The sequence below is a fragment of the Microcoleus sp. Pol12A5 genome, from assembly GCF_036701435.1.
Lineage (GTDB): Bacteria > Cyanobacteriota > Cyanobacteriia > Cyanobacteriales > Microcoleaceae > Microcoleus.
The window spans coordinates 1-13,277 of sequence record NZ_JAUBQU010000005.1 but is presented as its reverse complement, the minus strand read 5'-3'; the positions used below and the strand labels follow the sequence as shown (position 1 = coordinate 13,277).

Annotated in this window: 9 protein-coding genes; 5 read left to right on the top strand and 4 right to left on the bottom strand. The window is 47.5% G+C overall.

From position 1 onward, the window contains the following. Positions 1 to 36 precede the first annotated feature (36 nt). Together QUA45_RS02220 and QUA45_RS02215 are read right to left on the bottom strand one after the other, a co-directional pair. Positions 37 to 414, bottom strand: coding sequence for a thioredoxin family protein (locus QUA45_RS02220; RefSeq protein WP_333219186.1), 378 nt, complete (start codon positions 412 to 414; stop codon positions 37 to 39). 45 nt (positions 415 to 459) lie between these two features. Continuing rightward, positions 460 to 1,173, bottom strand: coding sequence for an NnrU family protein (locus QUA45_RS02215; protein WP_333219184.1), 714 nt, complete (start codon positions 1,171 to 1,173; stop codon positions 460 to 462). A 229-nt stretch (positions 1,174 to 1,402) separates the two neighbouring features. Between QUA45_RS02215 and QUA45_RS02210 the strand changes: the two genes are divergently transcribed. From QUA45_RS02210 to QUA45_RS02200, 3 genes are all read left to right on the top strand, one after another. Beyond that, a complete protein-coding gene (locus QUA45_RS02210; RefSeq protein WP_190663891.1) occupies positions 1,403 to 2,407 on the top strand; it encodes a LysR family transcriptional regulator in 1,005 nt (334 codons plus the stop codon). 125 nt (positions 2,408 to 2,532) lie between these two features. Then, positions 2,533 to 3,978, top strand: coding sequence for a serine/threonine-protein kinase (locus QUA45_RS02205; RefSeq protein ID WP_333219182.1), 1,446 nt, complete (start codon positions 2,533 to 2,535; stop codon positions 3,976 to 3,978). Positions 3,979 to 4,069: 91 nt separating this feature from the next. Beyond that, positions 4,070 to 5,743, top strand: coding sequence for an asparagine synthase-related protein (locus QUA45_RS02200; protein ID WP_333219179.1), 1,674 nt, complete (start codon positions 4,070 to 4,072; stop codon positions 5,741 to 5,743). A gap of 451 nt (positions 5,744 to 6,194) precedes the next feature. Here the strand turns inward: QUA45_RS02200 and QUA45_RS02195 are convergent, their stop codons facing one another. Next, positions 6,195 to 7,199 (bottom strand): zinc-dependent alcohol dehydrogenase family protein, encoded by a 1,005-nt coding sequence (locus QUA45_RS02195; RefSeq protein WP_333095565.1) that lies wholly within the window; start codon positions 7,197 to 7,199, stop codon positions 6,195 to 6,197. Between the two features lie 89 nt (positions 7,200 to 7,288). Here QUA45_RS02195 and QUA45_RS02190 point away from each other — a divergent pair, with 89 nt between their 5' ends. Then, a complete protein-coding gene (locus tag QUA45_RS02190) occupies positions 7,289 to 8,542 on the top strand; it encodes a transposase (RefSeq protein WP_333219177.1) in 1,254 nt (417 codons plus the stop codon). A gap of 156 nt (positions 8,543 to 8,698) precedes the next feature. Further along, positions 8,699 to 12,244: an EAL domain-containing protein gene (locus QUA45_RS02185; RefSeq protein WP_333219175.1), complete on the top strand. Its 3,546-nt coding sequence runs from the start codon at positions 8,699 to 8,701 to the stop codon at positions 12,242 to 12,244. A 207-nt stretch (positions 12,245 to 12,451) separates the two neighbouring features. On the opposite strand, the gene ilvN is transcribed toward QUA45_RS02185, so the two are convergent. Next, positions 12,452 to 12,970 (bottom strand): acetolactate synthase small subunit, encoded by a 519-nt coding sequence (gene ilvN / locus QUA45_RS02180; RefSeq protein ID WP_333095566.1) that lies wholly within the window; start codon positions 12,968 to 12,970, stop codon positions 12,452 to 12,454. Positions 12,971 to 13,277 lie beyond the last annotated feature (307 nt).

Sequence of the window (13,277 nt, the reverse complement as noted above, 5' to 3'; positions counted from 1 at the left end):
ATGCCTTCTACACAAGAGCCGAATGCCTTGGGACCATTACCTGTTGGCGACTTCCTGAAGTTGCAGCCGTTGAGATGGGGAAGCTACGTGAGCTGCGAGCATCCAGGAATCCAGAGTCCGCCGCAGTTCCTCGCGTCCTTGGTAGTCTTCCAATCTAAATCGAACTTTATCGCCCTCAAACAAAATCAGCGTGGGCAGACTTGTCAACCGATAAGTGTGGGCCAATTTGAAACATTGATCGGCATTCACCCCGACCAACTTGACTTTTTCTGCCCACTGTGCCTCAAAAGTCTTAAGCGTGGGGTCGATCGCGCGGCACAAACCGCACCAAGGAGCCGAAAAGTGAACTAAAACGGGGGTAGAGGCTTGAAACACCTCTTTTGCAAAAGTGCGTTCGCTAACCGACAACACCATGAGCCCTCAAAATTTAATAATTTTTTTTCTATCCTAGGGATCATGCTACCAGTATATGTTCCTAGTTACACGCATCAAAAAAGGATGAATTTCCCACAGCATGCCCGTAAAAATGACTACACCTAGATAGGAAGGGCGCAGAAATTCAAGCAAATCAAGGGTTTGACGCTTTTGTAGGATTGCCAAAAAAGGCATGATTGAGGTTCGAGATTTGATGGTTTCAAAGGATTCTCCAAAACGAGCCTGAAGTCGCCTGTCGCCGTGCCACACTCCGAACAGGTGGTGAAGTACCAAACCGATGGAAGTGACGAGGGTAAAGCTAGTGCCAATCCACAGGGTGTGGGCCACGCACCAAATCACCTGTCCCACCATTTGCGGGTGACGGGTGATACGAATGATGCCAGTTTCGTAGAGGTGAACTTGGGGCTTTTGGACGGCGGCAATTTCTAGGAGGTTGAAAGTTGCTGGGTACAGAAACAGAAAGGAAATTGCCGAAAGTATCCAAACAGCAGGTTTAACTCCGGGTAATCCCTGTACTTGCCAAAGCTGTACGCCGTCGTAGCGGTGGTTGAAAAAGTAGACAATCAGAATGACGGCTAGCGGCAAACTGACAAGGGCAAACAAAACGCGATAAAGTCTCGGCCCGATCAGCTTTTCACCTTTGGGCCGGAGGGCTGCTAAACCGCTGTGGGCGATCGCAAAAACCAGTAATAGACCCAGAATAACTAAGTGGGAGTCGAGCGCCAAGTCGATCGTCATTGCAAATATTAAGAAAAGTTATTGATTCTCGGCCAATTTGTGTCACAAAGTATCTATGGGAGCATTCAGCGGTTATCAGTCAGTTAACTGTTCACTGTTCGCTGTTGACTGTTCGCTGTTCGCTGTTGACTGTTCGCTGTTGACTGTTCGCTGTTTGCTGTTCGCTGCCTACAGTCAACCGTCAACCGTCAACTGACAACTGACAACTGACAACTGACAATTTAGATATATGTCTGACCTTCCTTTCACTTTAGACCAGTTACGCATTCTCAAGGCGATCGCCTCTGAAGGAAGCTTCAAACGCGCCGCGGACAGCCTCTATGTATCCCAGCCAGCAGTTAGCTTGCAGGTGCAAAACTTAGAGAGACAGTTGGACGTGCCGCTGTTTGACCGGGGGGGGCGGCGGGCGCAACTGACCGAAGCCGGACACCTGCTGCTGAGTTACGGCGAGAAAATTTTATCGCTTTGCCAGGAAACTTGTCGAGCTCTGGAAGACTTGCAAAATCTCCAAGGCGGTACTTTGATCGTCGGCGCTTCTCAAACAACGGGGACGTATTTGCTACCCCGGATGATCGGGATGTTTCGCCAAAAGTACCCGGATGTAGCAGTACAGCTTCACGTTCACTCGACCCGCCGCACGGCGTGGAGTGTGGCCAACGGGCAAATTGATTTGGCAATTGTTGGCGGAGAAATTCCTACCGAACTTGTAGAAGCTTTAGAAATTGTTCCTTACGCTGAGGACGAACTGGCTCTGATTCTTCCTCCGTCTCACCCGATGGTACAACAAGAAAGTATCCAAAAAGAAGACCTTTACAAATTGCAGTTTATATCCCTCGATTCGCAGTCTACGATCCGCAAAGTAATCGATCAGGTACTGACTCGCTGCGGCATTGACACGCGCCGCTTGAAAATAGAGATGGAACTAAATTCGATCGAAGCAATTAAAAATGCCGTTCAGTCGGGGCTGGGAGCGGCTTTTGTCTCGGTTTCGGCGATCGAAAAAGAGTTGCTCATGGGCGTCTTGCACAAATCTCAAATGGACGAAGTTTTGGTAACTCGAATTTTGTCGCTGATTTACAACCCCAACCGCTACCGTTCTAAAGCTGCAGAGGCTTTCAGCAATGAAATTTTGCCCCAATTTGCTACTTATTCGACCATCCTGGAGAAGAAAGAACCCCCGGCACTCGATTTGGGATTCATAGAAATAGCAACTCCCAACTCGGCAGGAAGTTAATCTCTTAGGTCGCTGGCAGTTAGCAGTTCGCGGTTAGTTGAGAAATCGAAATCTGATTTAACAATCGCTTTTTCTTCCCTCTTCCCTCTTCCTTCTTCCCTCTTCCTTCTTATTAGCAAACAAAAATGGAAGTTTACTGCACCCGACCGGGCTGCCCGCGCCCTCAAAACTATTTTCCCGACCTCGATGACAGTTCGCGGCTCAAAACGGTGCAGCAAAAGTTTTGCACCGCTTGCGGGATGCCCATGATTTTGAGCGGGCGCTATTTGCCCGTGAGCTTGTTGGGTCAAGGCGGTTTTGGGGCGGCATTTTTGGCCAGAGACCGCTATACTCCCGCGATGCGGCAGTGCGTTGCTAAACTTTTGCAGCCCTCGGTAAATCTGACTCCGGCCCAGCTAAAAATCGCTCAAACTCTTTTTGAACGGGAAGCGGCGGTGCTGGAAGAACTGGGAAACGAACATTCCCAAATTCCGAGTTTGCTGGCTTTTTTTGAGCTGACTGTTACGAGTTTGCAGCCGGGAAAAAACGATCAGTTTTTCTATCTGGTTCAAGAATTTATTGACGGTAAAAATTTGGAGGATGAACTAGCTGTTAAAGGCAGGTTTTCGGAGACGGAAACGGTGGAGGTGCTGCGGGAAATTTTGAAGGTTCTAGATTTTGTGCACTCTCGCGGTTCGATTCACAGGGATATTAAACCTGCTAATATTATGCGGGGTAAAAACGGTCGGCTTTATTTATTAGATTTTGGGGCTGTTAAACAAGTAACACAAAGTGTTGGGAGTGCAAAAGCTTCGACTGGTATTTATTCTTTGGGTTACGCTCCGCCAGAACAGATGAGCGGGCAAGAAGTTTATCCGGCAACGGATTTGTATGCTTTGGCTGTAACTTGTATTACTTTGCTGAGTGGTTTGCAGCCGACAGAGCTTTTTGATAGTTACAGAAACGAGTGGAATTGGCATTCGCGGGTGCAGGTAAGTTCGCGTTTGGCTCACGTTCTCGATCGAATGTTATTATCAGCTCCCAGCCAGCGTTTTCAATCTGCGAGTGAGGTGGAAGCGGCTCTGATGTCTGGGCCTCAACAACATTCTCAACCACCTACAGTCGTGGTGGCGCCGCCTCCGATACCTCTTCAACCGACTCTGCCTCCTCCTGTACGGGTTCCGGCGACGCCTCCGGGAGGGCTGCAACCTTCGCAGAGAGCGACTTTTTCGATTTGGGAGGTTTTGTCGGGGGCGGCGTTTACGGGTTTTGAGGCGGGGGTGCTGGCGATCGCCCTGACGAGTTTGTTGCCCTCTCCTGGCTTGAGTATCGGATTGTTGGGGATGATTGTGGCGGGTTTGATTTACGGGCAGTACCGCAGGGCGATCGAACAAACTGAGATGTTAATTATTGGTGCAGGTACTGTGGCTTTGCTTTGGTTTTTCCCGGTTTTACAGACGGCGGCACTTGCGATTTATCCGAATTCTCCCATCACTGGCGTGTTATTTGTAGGATGGTTGGGTGCTTTGGGTGCGATCGCGGGAACAGCTATTTTTCGCCTGATTTATAAGCTGCTTTCAAACGTTTTTTAATGTAATAGTCATCTATCTCCAGAAAAGCCTGTTTTGAACAGGCAAGATGCCTGTTCCACAATAATTAATTATGGGAGATGTCTAATTTAAAATGCAGACTCAGAAGTCTATCTACCCGAATTGGGTGATTGCTTGGGGCCCAGAAGCCCGATCGCACCCTGCAACTTGGGAAACGTCCGGTTTTGCCATAATCGGAGCTGAACCCACCTTCAGCCCCGATCGGCGATTTGTGCTGGTAGGTGACTGCTGCTTCGATCGCACCCCAATGCTCCAACAACAGATTGACACAGATGGATTGACCGATTTGGCGATCGTCGGGCGGCTGTGGGAGCAGTACGGTACTAAAACACTGAGCTTGCTGTCAGGACAATTTGCCCTTGCTGTGTGGGATAGAGAGGAGAAAACCTTGTGTCTGGGGCGCGATCGCGTCGGAGCCAAAACGCTCTATTACACCCGTACAGGAACGACTCGCTGGATCGCGCCTCGACTGCGATCGCTCAATCCGTATCACGATCGAGAACTTGATTTAGTTGCTTTGCGCGACTACTTGTGCTGTGCCTTTGTACCCGGAGCACAAACGCTGTGGGAAGCGGTGCGAGAGTTGCGGCCCGGTAGCTACCTGTACTTACCGGATATTCAGGCGCAGAGATACTGGCAGCCACAGGAGCAAATTACTAACGCCGATCGCCCTTTGGAATGGCACAGTCAACAAGTGCGATCGCTTTTGGAACAACTGGTGCAGGAAGCGCTACCAGCGGGAGAACCAGTCGCAGCATATCTTTCGGGTGGTATTGATTCAAGTTGCGTCACGGCGATCGCAGCGCGACTGCACGATCGTCCAGTACACACTTTCTCGATGCACTTTGGCGCTCAATATCCCAGCGAGATTGAATTTGCCAACATCGTTGCGGCACATTGTGGCAGTGAGCACCACGTTTTGGAAGTTTCGCCGCAGCAAATTTGGGAATTGCTGCCGGAAACGCTGGCGGCGATGGACGATCCGGTGGGGGAAGGCTTGACGGTGCCAAATTTGCTGCTGGGGCGATCGGCAAAGCAATTCGCAGACGTGGTACTCAATGGCGAAGGCGGCGATCCGTGCTTTGGCGGGCCGAAAAATAAGCCGATGTTGCTGAATAGTTTGTATGGTTCAATTCAGGGTAAACCAGATCCGATCGCAGCTTACTTGACTTCGTTTCAAAAATGCTATGTGGATTTGCCACGTTTGCTGAAGCCGAAGGTTTGGGAAAAGGTGAAGAATGCGCCTTCCGTCTTTGCTGAGGAATTGCAACAGACAGAAACGACGTTTTTGAATCGGCTGATGCGGCTCAACATTGAGTTTAAAGGAGCCGATTACATTTTGACCAAGGTGAATAATCTCACCGCTGCGGCGGGATTGGAAGCGCGATCGCCTTTGTTTGATTCGCGGATGGTGGCGCTGAGTTTGCAAATTCCGCCAGAGTACAAGCTTTCGGGTGCTCAGGAAAAAGCGGTTCTCAAAGCTGCTGTGGCGGATTTGCTGCCCGATGTCATTGTCAACCGTCCGAAAAGCGGGATGGTGATGTCGATGCAGCAGTGGTTTTTGAGGGATTGGCAGCGGCAAGCGCGATCGTTGCTGCTGAATCGTCATGCGGCGATCGCGCCTTACCTCGATCGAACACTAATCAGCGAGTGGCTAAACTATCGTGGAGAAGTTTTTCCCCGCTACGGGCTGAAGCTGTGGCTGCTGGTGACGCTGGAAATTTGGTTACAAGTAAATCGCCGTTAGTTATCCAAAATTAGGATACGGCGCCGTGCCTTTCGTCGTGTCAACTTCAGCAGTTGACGCCCAAATTTGTCGATCGACAATGGCATTTTCCCTATGCGGTTTTCGCTCTTGTTTATAGAACCGAATTAAACCGCAGAGGGCGCAGAGGATACAGAGAAACGGAAGAGACAGATGAATCATTCCGATGCCAACGGATTGCTATATACAGTGTATTTCATAAATCTGGAATACGCTGTATATAGCAATCCTCGCATCATTTGTGAATTTCTTGCTCCCTCCCATTGGTAAGGGGAGGGTTGGGGTGGGGTAAAAAGTTTACGACTCCTGCAAGGATTGCTATAGTTCTCTTGCGATGATTATGGGATGTTTGGTTTCACCCTTTTTTAATTCGCCACCAGTCTCTTGAAATCGCCCGCAATTCTTCAACCCGCAAATTTAACCATCCGCATTTTCAACCCCCAATTTCAAGCACTATTTTGCCGGTTACTGAGCCTGTTTCTAACAGTTCGTGAGCGGCTTGCGCTTCTTCGAGAGGGAAAGTTTTGCTGACGTGAATTTTTAGCAAGTTGCGATCGCACAAACGAGCACACTTCTGCAAAATATGAGCCTGCTGTTCCTGTTCCTCCACCAAACCTTCTAGCATTGGTGTTAACATTAATTCCAGACTAATTCTCAGATTCCGCATTCTCGCTGTTTTCAAATTGCCCAAAGCTGGATCGGGTTCCAAAATTGTTACCAAATCTCCATAAATCTTCACAGCCGGAATAGTTTGGTAAAAAGTTTCTCCCCCGACTGTATCGAAAGCCAAATCAACTCCTTGTCCTTGAGTCCAAGTCAAAACCTCATCGACAACATTGGTATTTTTGTATAAAATAACTGAATCTGCACCTAAGTGCTTGACAAAATTGGCTTTTTCCGCAGAACTAACAGTCGTGCAAACCTCTGCCCCCTGCAACTTCGCCAACTGTACCGCGACGTGGCCGACACCGCCTGCACCAGCTTGAACCAGCACTTTTTGGCCAGCTTGCAAGCGCCCTCGATCGTACAGCGATTCCCAAGATGTAATTAAAACTAACGGTGCCGCCGCCGCCTCAGCAAAACTTAAAGCAGCAGGCTTGAGGGCGAGAAAGCGTTCGTCTACAACGGCAAACTCAGCATAAGTACCGATCGACCCGCCCAAACCGCCATTGCAGAAAAAAACCTCGTCTCCCACTTGGAAACTTTGCACACCAGCACCGACAGCCTCTACGACTCCAGCACCGTCGCACCCCAAAACGTGAGGAGCTTTATCGGGGTAAAAAGTGCCGCGCGATCGCAACTTAGTATCGATCGGATTGATACCCGCCGCTCGCAACCTTACCAAAACTTCAGTTTCTGTTTGTATAGTAGGGGCGGGGATATGTTGTAGTTTCAATACGGACGGGCTGCCGGGGGTTTGAAAAACGATCGCTTTCATCATGGGTGTTACACTAGATCAGATAATCCCTAGACTTTATTGTACATTGCTTAGCAAAGCCACAAAAAAAATCGTTTATCCCAAAATTTATGATTGTTGTTGAAAGGCCGTACATATATCGGCAGCATCAGTTTTATAAACAACTTGATGACTTATCGTTTCTGTCGAGAACTCTCTACAATTACGGTAAATATTATATGAAGAACCACTTTTTTAATTCTGGATCTAAAGTTTGCGGTACTAGAATTATCAAACAGTTATCTGCTCTCCTAAAACCTACAGACTGCTCTCAATCATTAGCTGCTAAAATTAGCAATCAAGTTCTTAATCAATTTGTTGTTATATATTGGGACGATTGCAACAAGTCAATAAGAGGTTACGATCCACCTCTACCTAGATTTTCATTCCTCTCCAGCATCCCCCAATACAAACATAAAATCTGGGAACGTAAATTTTTAATTCAGGATAACCAGTCCATAGAAAAAAAGGGAGGTGACAAAAATAATGGACTACTTCATTTCTCTCAAAGTGACATAATAATTTCTACAAAATCCCAAAATGTCATCAAGGTAAGGATAGGTCTTGAAACAGCGCTCTACTTTGTTGAGGCTGCCCATCAAAAGCTTGTAACTTTGGTGGATTTAAATTATCACCTCATAGCAGGTATAGATTTAGGCTTTGATCGCTTCGTTGCTTTGCCATCCAATAAGCCAACATTTACTCCAACAACATATCATAAAAAACATCTCAAATCAATTAATCCATGTTGCCATCAGCGCCGAGCATTTTTACTGTCAAAACGTGACCAGGGAAAATCTACCACGCGCCAAATCCAGCAAATCACCTTTAATCGAAACAAGCGATTAGAAAACTACCTTCATCAAACCAGCAGTTTGATTGTCAAGCGGTTGGTGGCTGAGAAAATAATCCAGTTAATTATTGGCACAAATGTGAGGGAGAAACAAAATATAAAGTTACAAAAAAAGCCTCATAAATTTGTGAAAGTTCCTCCTGACCAGCTCATAAAATATATTACTTACAAAACTGAGCTATTTGGTATCAAGGTAATAGTTACACAAGCATTTTATACAAATAAGTGCAGCTTTTTGAATTTAGAGCCTGTCGGTAAGCAAGAGTCTTACCAGGGTAAGAGAGGTAAACGAGGGTGGTTTAGGTCTTTTAAGGAAAGTTGGATTAATGCTGATGTGAATGCAGCGTTAAATATGATTATAAAAGTAAACGTAAGCTCACCCTTAGAGGAGTGCCACAACCGTATATATGTGTTTGCAATTTCACCTGTACGGGTTGAACCTGTACAAAAAGAAACACAAAAAGTTGGGTAATGTTAAGTATTGCCCGGTTTTTTGTCAACTCTTAACTCTCTTGTCGCCTTCACGGCGATTTGACCTTGTATTCGTTACCCATCCGTGACGATACTTAGTTATTTTTAAATAGATTGGCTTCAGATAACTACAATAATTGTCGAGCGGTGCTAATCGATGTTCGAGCTAGATTTATTTTTTTACTTTGAGATTCTTGCATATTTTCTGGGATTATCGGCGATTTTAGCCTTGGTGTCCGCGATTTATCTCAAGTGGCACCGACGGCCTTCCAACCTACCAGTAACCCAAGAGCAACAGCAGTTGGCAGAATTAAAACCAGACGATTTATCTGCGAGATTGAAAATGCGGAAAAACTTTTTGATTTTCCCCAACCCAAATCAGTGGCCGGCAACTGACAGCTTCTTGGGTAAAGTTTTAGGTATGGGCCGCGCTGTATTCTGGGCCAAGCAAGAACGCCTAAGTGTTAATTCTTCGCCTCTTTTGGGGCCTGGAACTAGCAAAACCCTAAATCTGAGCATTTTGGGTTCGATGGGAGAAAATCCCGATCGCCCGAATGCCGAGAATCCTCCCAAAGTTACTCCTTCCGAGCAATTAGAGGAAGATTTGCTGGGCGAAATCCTAGCAGGTACTGATTCGCCGGGTGGAGCACAATTCTTTGATGCCTTAGTTTGCCACTTAGCCTCAGCACTCGGAGTTCGCACCGCCGTCGCTGCCAAATCGATTAAGTCGAAGGCACGCACCGATGCTGCTGCCGATAGATTGCAAATTATCAGTTTTTGGAGTGACGGACAGCAGCAGCCAAACTTTGAGTGCGACACCGCCAATACTCCTGAAGCGCGGGTGCTGGAGGCGGGAATGTATTCCTGTCCCGACAACCTCTGGGAAACCTTTCCAGAAGACCGCAGACCGGTAGTTACAGGTGCGCGCAGTTTCCTGGGAGTCTTGCTGAAAAACTCTTACGGCGAACCTTTAGGCATTATTTGTATTTTTCACGATCGACCCCTGGTCGAAGCACATCTTGCCAAATTCCGATTAATTCTCAGCATCTTTGCGGGACGGGCCGCCGCCGAATTAGAGCGGCAGCGCCTAGAAGCAGCACTTTCCACTGTAGAAGCGAAATACTGCGCCCTGGTAGAACAAATGCCCGCTGTCACATACATTTCTCCCCTCAACCGCAAGGCTGCCAAACTTTACATCAGCCCGCAAATAGAGACTTTTCTAGGTTATTCTGTAGCTGAATGGAGAGCAGATCCCGACTTGTGGCTGAAACTCGTTCACCCAGAAGACCGCGACCGCGTGTTAGTTGAAAACGCTACACAGAAATTCACCGATGGAGAAGATATCTTCTGCGAGGGGTCGCTGGTTTCAGAATACCGCGCGATCGCCCGCAACGGTCGAGTCGTCTGGTTCCGCGATCAAGCAACCGCAGTTCGCGATGAAGCAAGCAAGTCTGTCATCCTTCAAGGCGCAATGTTTGATATCACAGAGACTAAAGTAGCTGCCAGCGCGCTGCTAGAAAGCGAATACCGCTATTACACCTTGGCAAAAATACTGCCGGTCGGGATTTTCCGCGCCGACGCTGCTGGAGATTGCTTGTATGTCAATGAGCGATTTTTGGAGATGGCGGGACTGACTGCGCCAAAGGCACTAGGCGAAGGTTGGGCGCAAAGTTTGCATCCGGAAGACCGCGAGCGCGTTTTGAGCCAGTGGTATCGCGCTGTCACAGACAAGTTGCCCTGTAAGTTAGAGTATCGCTTTTGCAACGGTGACTTCACAACCTGGGTATTTTGGCAAGCAGTGCCAGAAATGACCAAAAGCGGGGAAGTTCTAGGCTATCTCGGCACATTGACCGATATCACCGATCGCAAGCAGGCAGAATTCGCGCTGCAACAGGCGGAAGAGAAATACCGCAGTATCTTTGAAAATGCGATCGAAGGCATTTTTCAGACAACGCCCGACGGACGCTACCTCAGCGCTAACCCTGCTTTGGCGAGAATTTACGGCTACGAGTCGGCCGCCGAATTGATCGCGAATATCCAAGATATAGACCGCCAACTCTACGTCGATCCCAACCGACGTGGGGAGTTTTTGCGCGCGATCGAAAAACACGGTTTTGTGTCTGAGTTCGAGTCCCAAGTTTACCGCGCTGACGGCACTACTATCTGGGTTTCCGAGAACGGTCGGGCAGTTCGCGACCCTGACGGAAAGTTACTTTACTACGAAGGCACTGTCGAAGATATTACCCTCCGCAAAATAGCCGAAGATAAGTTAGTACACGATGCTTTGCACGATATGCTAACCGGTTTGCCCAACCGATCTTTATTTATGGATCGCTTGGGACACGCGATCGATCTTTCAAAACGCCGTCCCGAGATTTTGTTTGCGGTGCTGTTTATCGATCTCGATCGCTTTAAGGTTGTTAACGACAGTTTGGGGCATTTAGTGGGCGATAGGTTGCTGATCGCGATCGCGCAGCGCCTGGGAATCTGTTTGCGCGCTGGAGATACCGTTGCCCGTCTCGGCGGCGACGAATTCGCTATTTTGCTGGAAAATATCAAAAGCACCGAGGATGCGATCCAGATTGCCGAACGAGTGCAAGCGGAACTGGCAGAGCCTTTTTACCTTAACGAGTATCAAGTTTTTACCAGTGCTAGCATTGGGATTGTTTGTTCTGGTGTTCCTCCGCGTCCAACGGAAACCCGCAAACTGTCGAGTCCCGAAAATCAGGGAAATATCGATCGGGAAACTTCTTTGTCTTGCTTATCTTCCGACTCTCCTGTTCCCAATGTCCCGTTGTCCATATTGTACGATCGACCGGAAGAACTGCTCCGAGATGCAGATGCTGCCATGTATCATGCTAAAGGATTGGGCAAAGCTCGCCACGAAGTTTTTGACTTAAGTATGCACACTCGCGCCGTCGCCCTTTTGCAACTGGAAAACGACCTCCGACGCGCTTTAGACTGCCAGGAATTTCAGCTTTACTATCAGCCCATCGTCTCTCTAATTACCGGTAAAATCAGCGGTTTTGAAGCGCTGCTGCGGTGGTATCACCCGCAGCGGGGTGTCGTATCTCCTGGCGAGTTTATTTTAGTAGCTGAAGAAACTAGATTGATTATACCTATGGGCTGGTGGATGATGCGATCGGCTTGTCATCAGATCCACGAGTGGCACCAAAAATTCCCAGCCAATCCGCCGTTGACTGTCAGCGTCAACCTTTCTAATCAACAATTTAAACAACCGGATTTAATCGATCGCCTTCGCGAAATTTTACAAGAAACTCAGCTTGACCCCCGCACTTTAAAGGTAGAAATTACTGAAGGCGTCATCATGGAGAATGCCGAATCAGCAGTGGCTATCCTCGCGGAATTGAAAAATTTAGAAATTCAATTATATATTGACGATTTCGGAACGGGCTATTCTTCTTTGAGCCGCCTGCACACTTTTCCAACTGATGCTTTAAAAATCGATCGAGCTTTTGTCAGCCGCATGACTGAAGATGAAGGCAACGAAGCGATTGTACAGACTATTTTAATTTTAGCCAGTCATTTAGGTATGGATGTAATTGCTGAAGGAATCGAAACCAGCGAACAGCTTAATTTACTCAGAGCGCTGCAATGCGAATACGGACAAGGATACTTTTTCTCAAAGCCGATAGACAGCATCGCAGCCACACTTTTGATAGAAAGTCAACCCAAGTGGTAATGAGTCAGGAGTCATTAGTCATTGGGAATTGCTAATTCGGAATCGGGAATTGGGAATTGGAAATTGGAAATTAGAAATTAGAAATTAGCAAGTGGAAGTTAAAACCTTCTTCCTTCTTCCTTCTTCCTTCTTCCTTCGGACTGACATCCGTTACATCCGTTACATCCGTTACAGAATCCGTTGCCGAACTTCCTTCTTCCTTCTTCCTTAAACTTTCGCTTCCAAAGACTTGAGAAACTCAGTATTGACCCCCGACTCCCGCGTCAGGGCAATTTTCCCAGTACGAGCAATTTCCTTAATCCCAAATCTATTGAGAACCTGGACGATCGCCACCATTTTACCGGGATCTCCCACAACTTCCAATGTCAGCGTATCATCACCAATATCCACAACTCGCGCTCTAAAAATTTGAGCTAACTCAATGATCTCCGATCGCGTCCCGCTAGCAGCATTAACTTTCAGCAACATCAACTCGCGTTCCACACAGGGAATTTCTGTTATATCCTGAACTTTTAGCACGTTAATCAACTTGTACAGTTGCTTGGTCAACTGCTCGATAACCTGGTCATCTCCGGGTACAACCATTGTAATCCGAGATATTCCCCCTTGCTCAGCCGGGCCAACGGCGAGACTTTCAATATTAAAACCCCGACGGGCAAACAAACCAGCAATTCGAGTGAGGACACCCGCTTCATCTTCAACTAAAACCGAAAGAGTGTGTTTCATTTCTCCAAAAAGACGCATTTCGTGCAATTCTACTTTTGCCAATTCGCCTTTTAGCAGAAGTGCACGCCCATTGAACCTGCATTAGACATTTTATCGCGAGTTATATCATTTCCGGTTACACCGGAATGATGTTGACTGTTGACGGTTGAGTGTTGACGCCGCGAACAGTGAACACTCAACGCCGTGAACAGTTAACTCGAATTTACTATTCCGATGCTGACGGATTTGATATTAAGTAGGTGGACAGGAAAAAAATAAACTATGTAACGCTAAGTCTTGAGCTAGCTAGACTTAAACTTGAAACGCT

Coding starts and splice junctions, on each gene's coding strand:
- QUA45_RS02185 (WP_333219175.1), top strand. CDS start 8,699: ATGTTCGAGCTAGATTTATTTTTTTACTTTGAGATTCTTGCATATTTT.
- QUA45_RS02220 (WP_333219186.1), bottom strand. CDS start 414: ATGGTGTTGTCGGTTAGCGAACGCACTTTTGCAAAAGAGGTGTTTCAA.
- ilvN (WP_333095566.1), bottom strand. CDS start 12,970: ATGAAACACACTCTTTCGGTTTTAGTTGAAGATGAAGCGGGTGTCCTC.
- QUA45_RS02210 (WP_190663891.1), top strand. CDS start 1,403: ATGTCTGACCTTCCTTTCACTTTAGACCAGTTACGCATTCTCAAGGCG.
- QUA45_RS02205 (WP_333219182.1), top strand. CDS start 2,533: ATGGAAGTTTACTGCACCCGACCGGGCTGCCCGCGCCCTCAAAACTAT.
- QUA45_RS02200 (WP_333219179.1), top strand. CDS start 4,070: ATGCAGACTCAGAAGTCTATCTACCCGAATTGGGTGATTGCTTGGGGC.
- QUA45_RS02195 (WP_333095565.1), bottom strand. CDS start 7,199: ATGAAAGCGATCGTTTTTCAAACCCCCGGCAGCCCGTCCGTATTGAAA.
- QUA45_RS02215 (WP_333219184.1), bottom strand. CDS start 1,173: ATGACGATCGACTTGGCGCTCGACTCCCACTTAGTTATTCTGGGTCTA.
- QUA45_RS02190 (WP_333219177.1), top strand. CDS start 7,289: ATGATTGTTGTTGAAAGGCCGTACATATATCGGCAGCATCAGTTTTAT.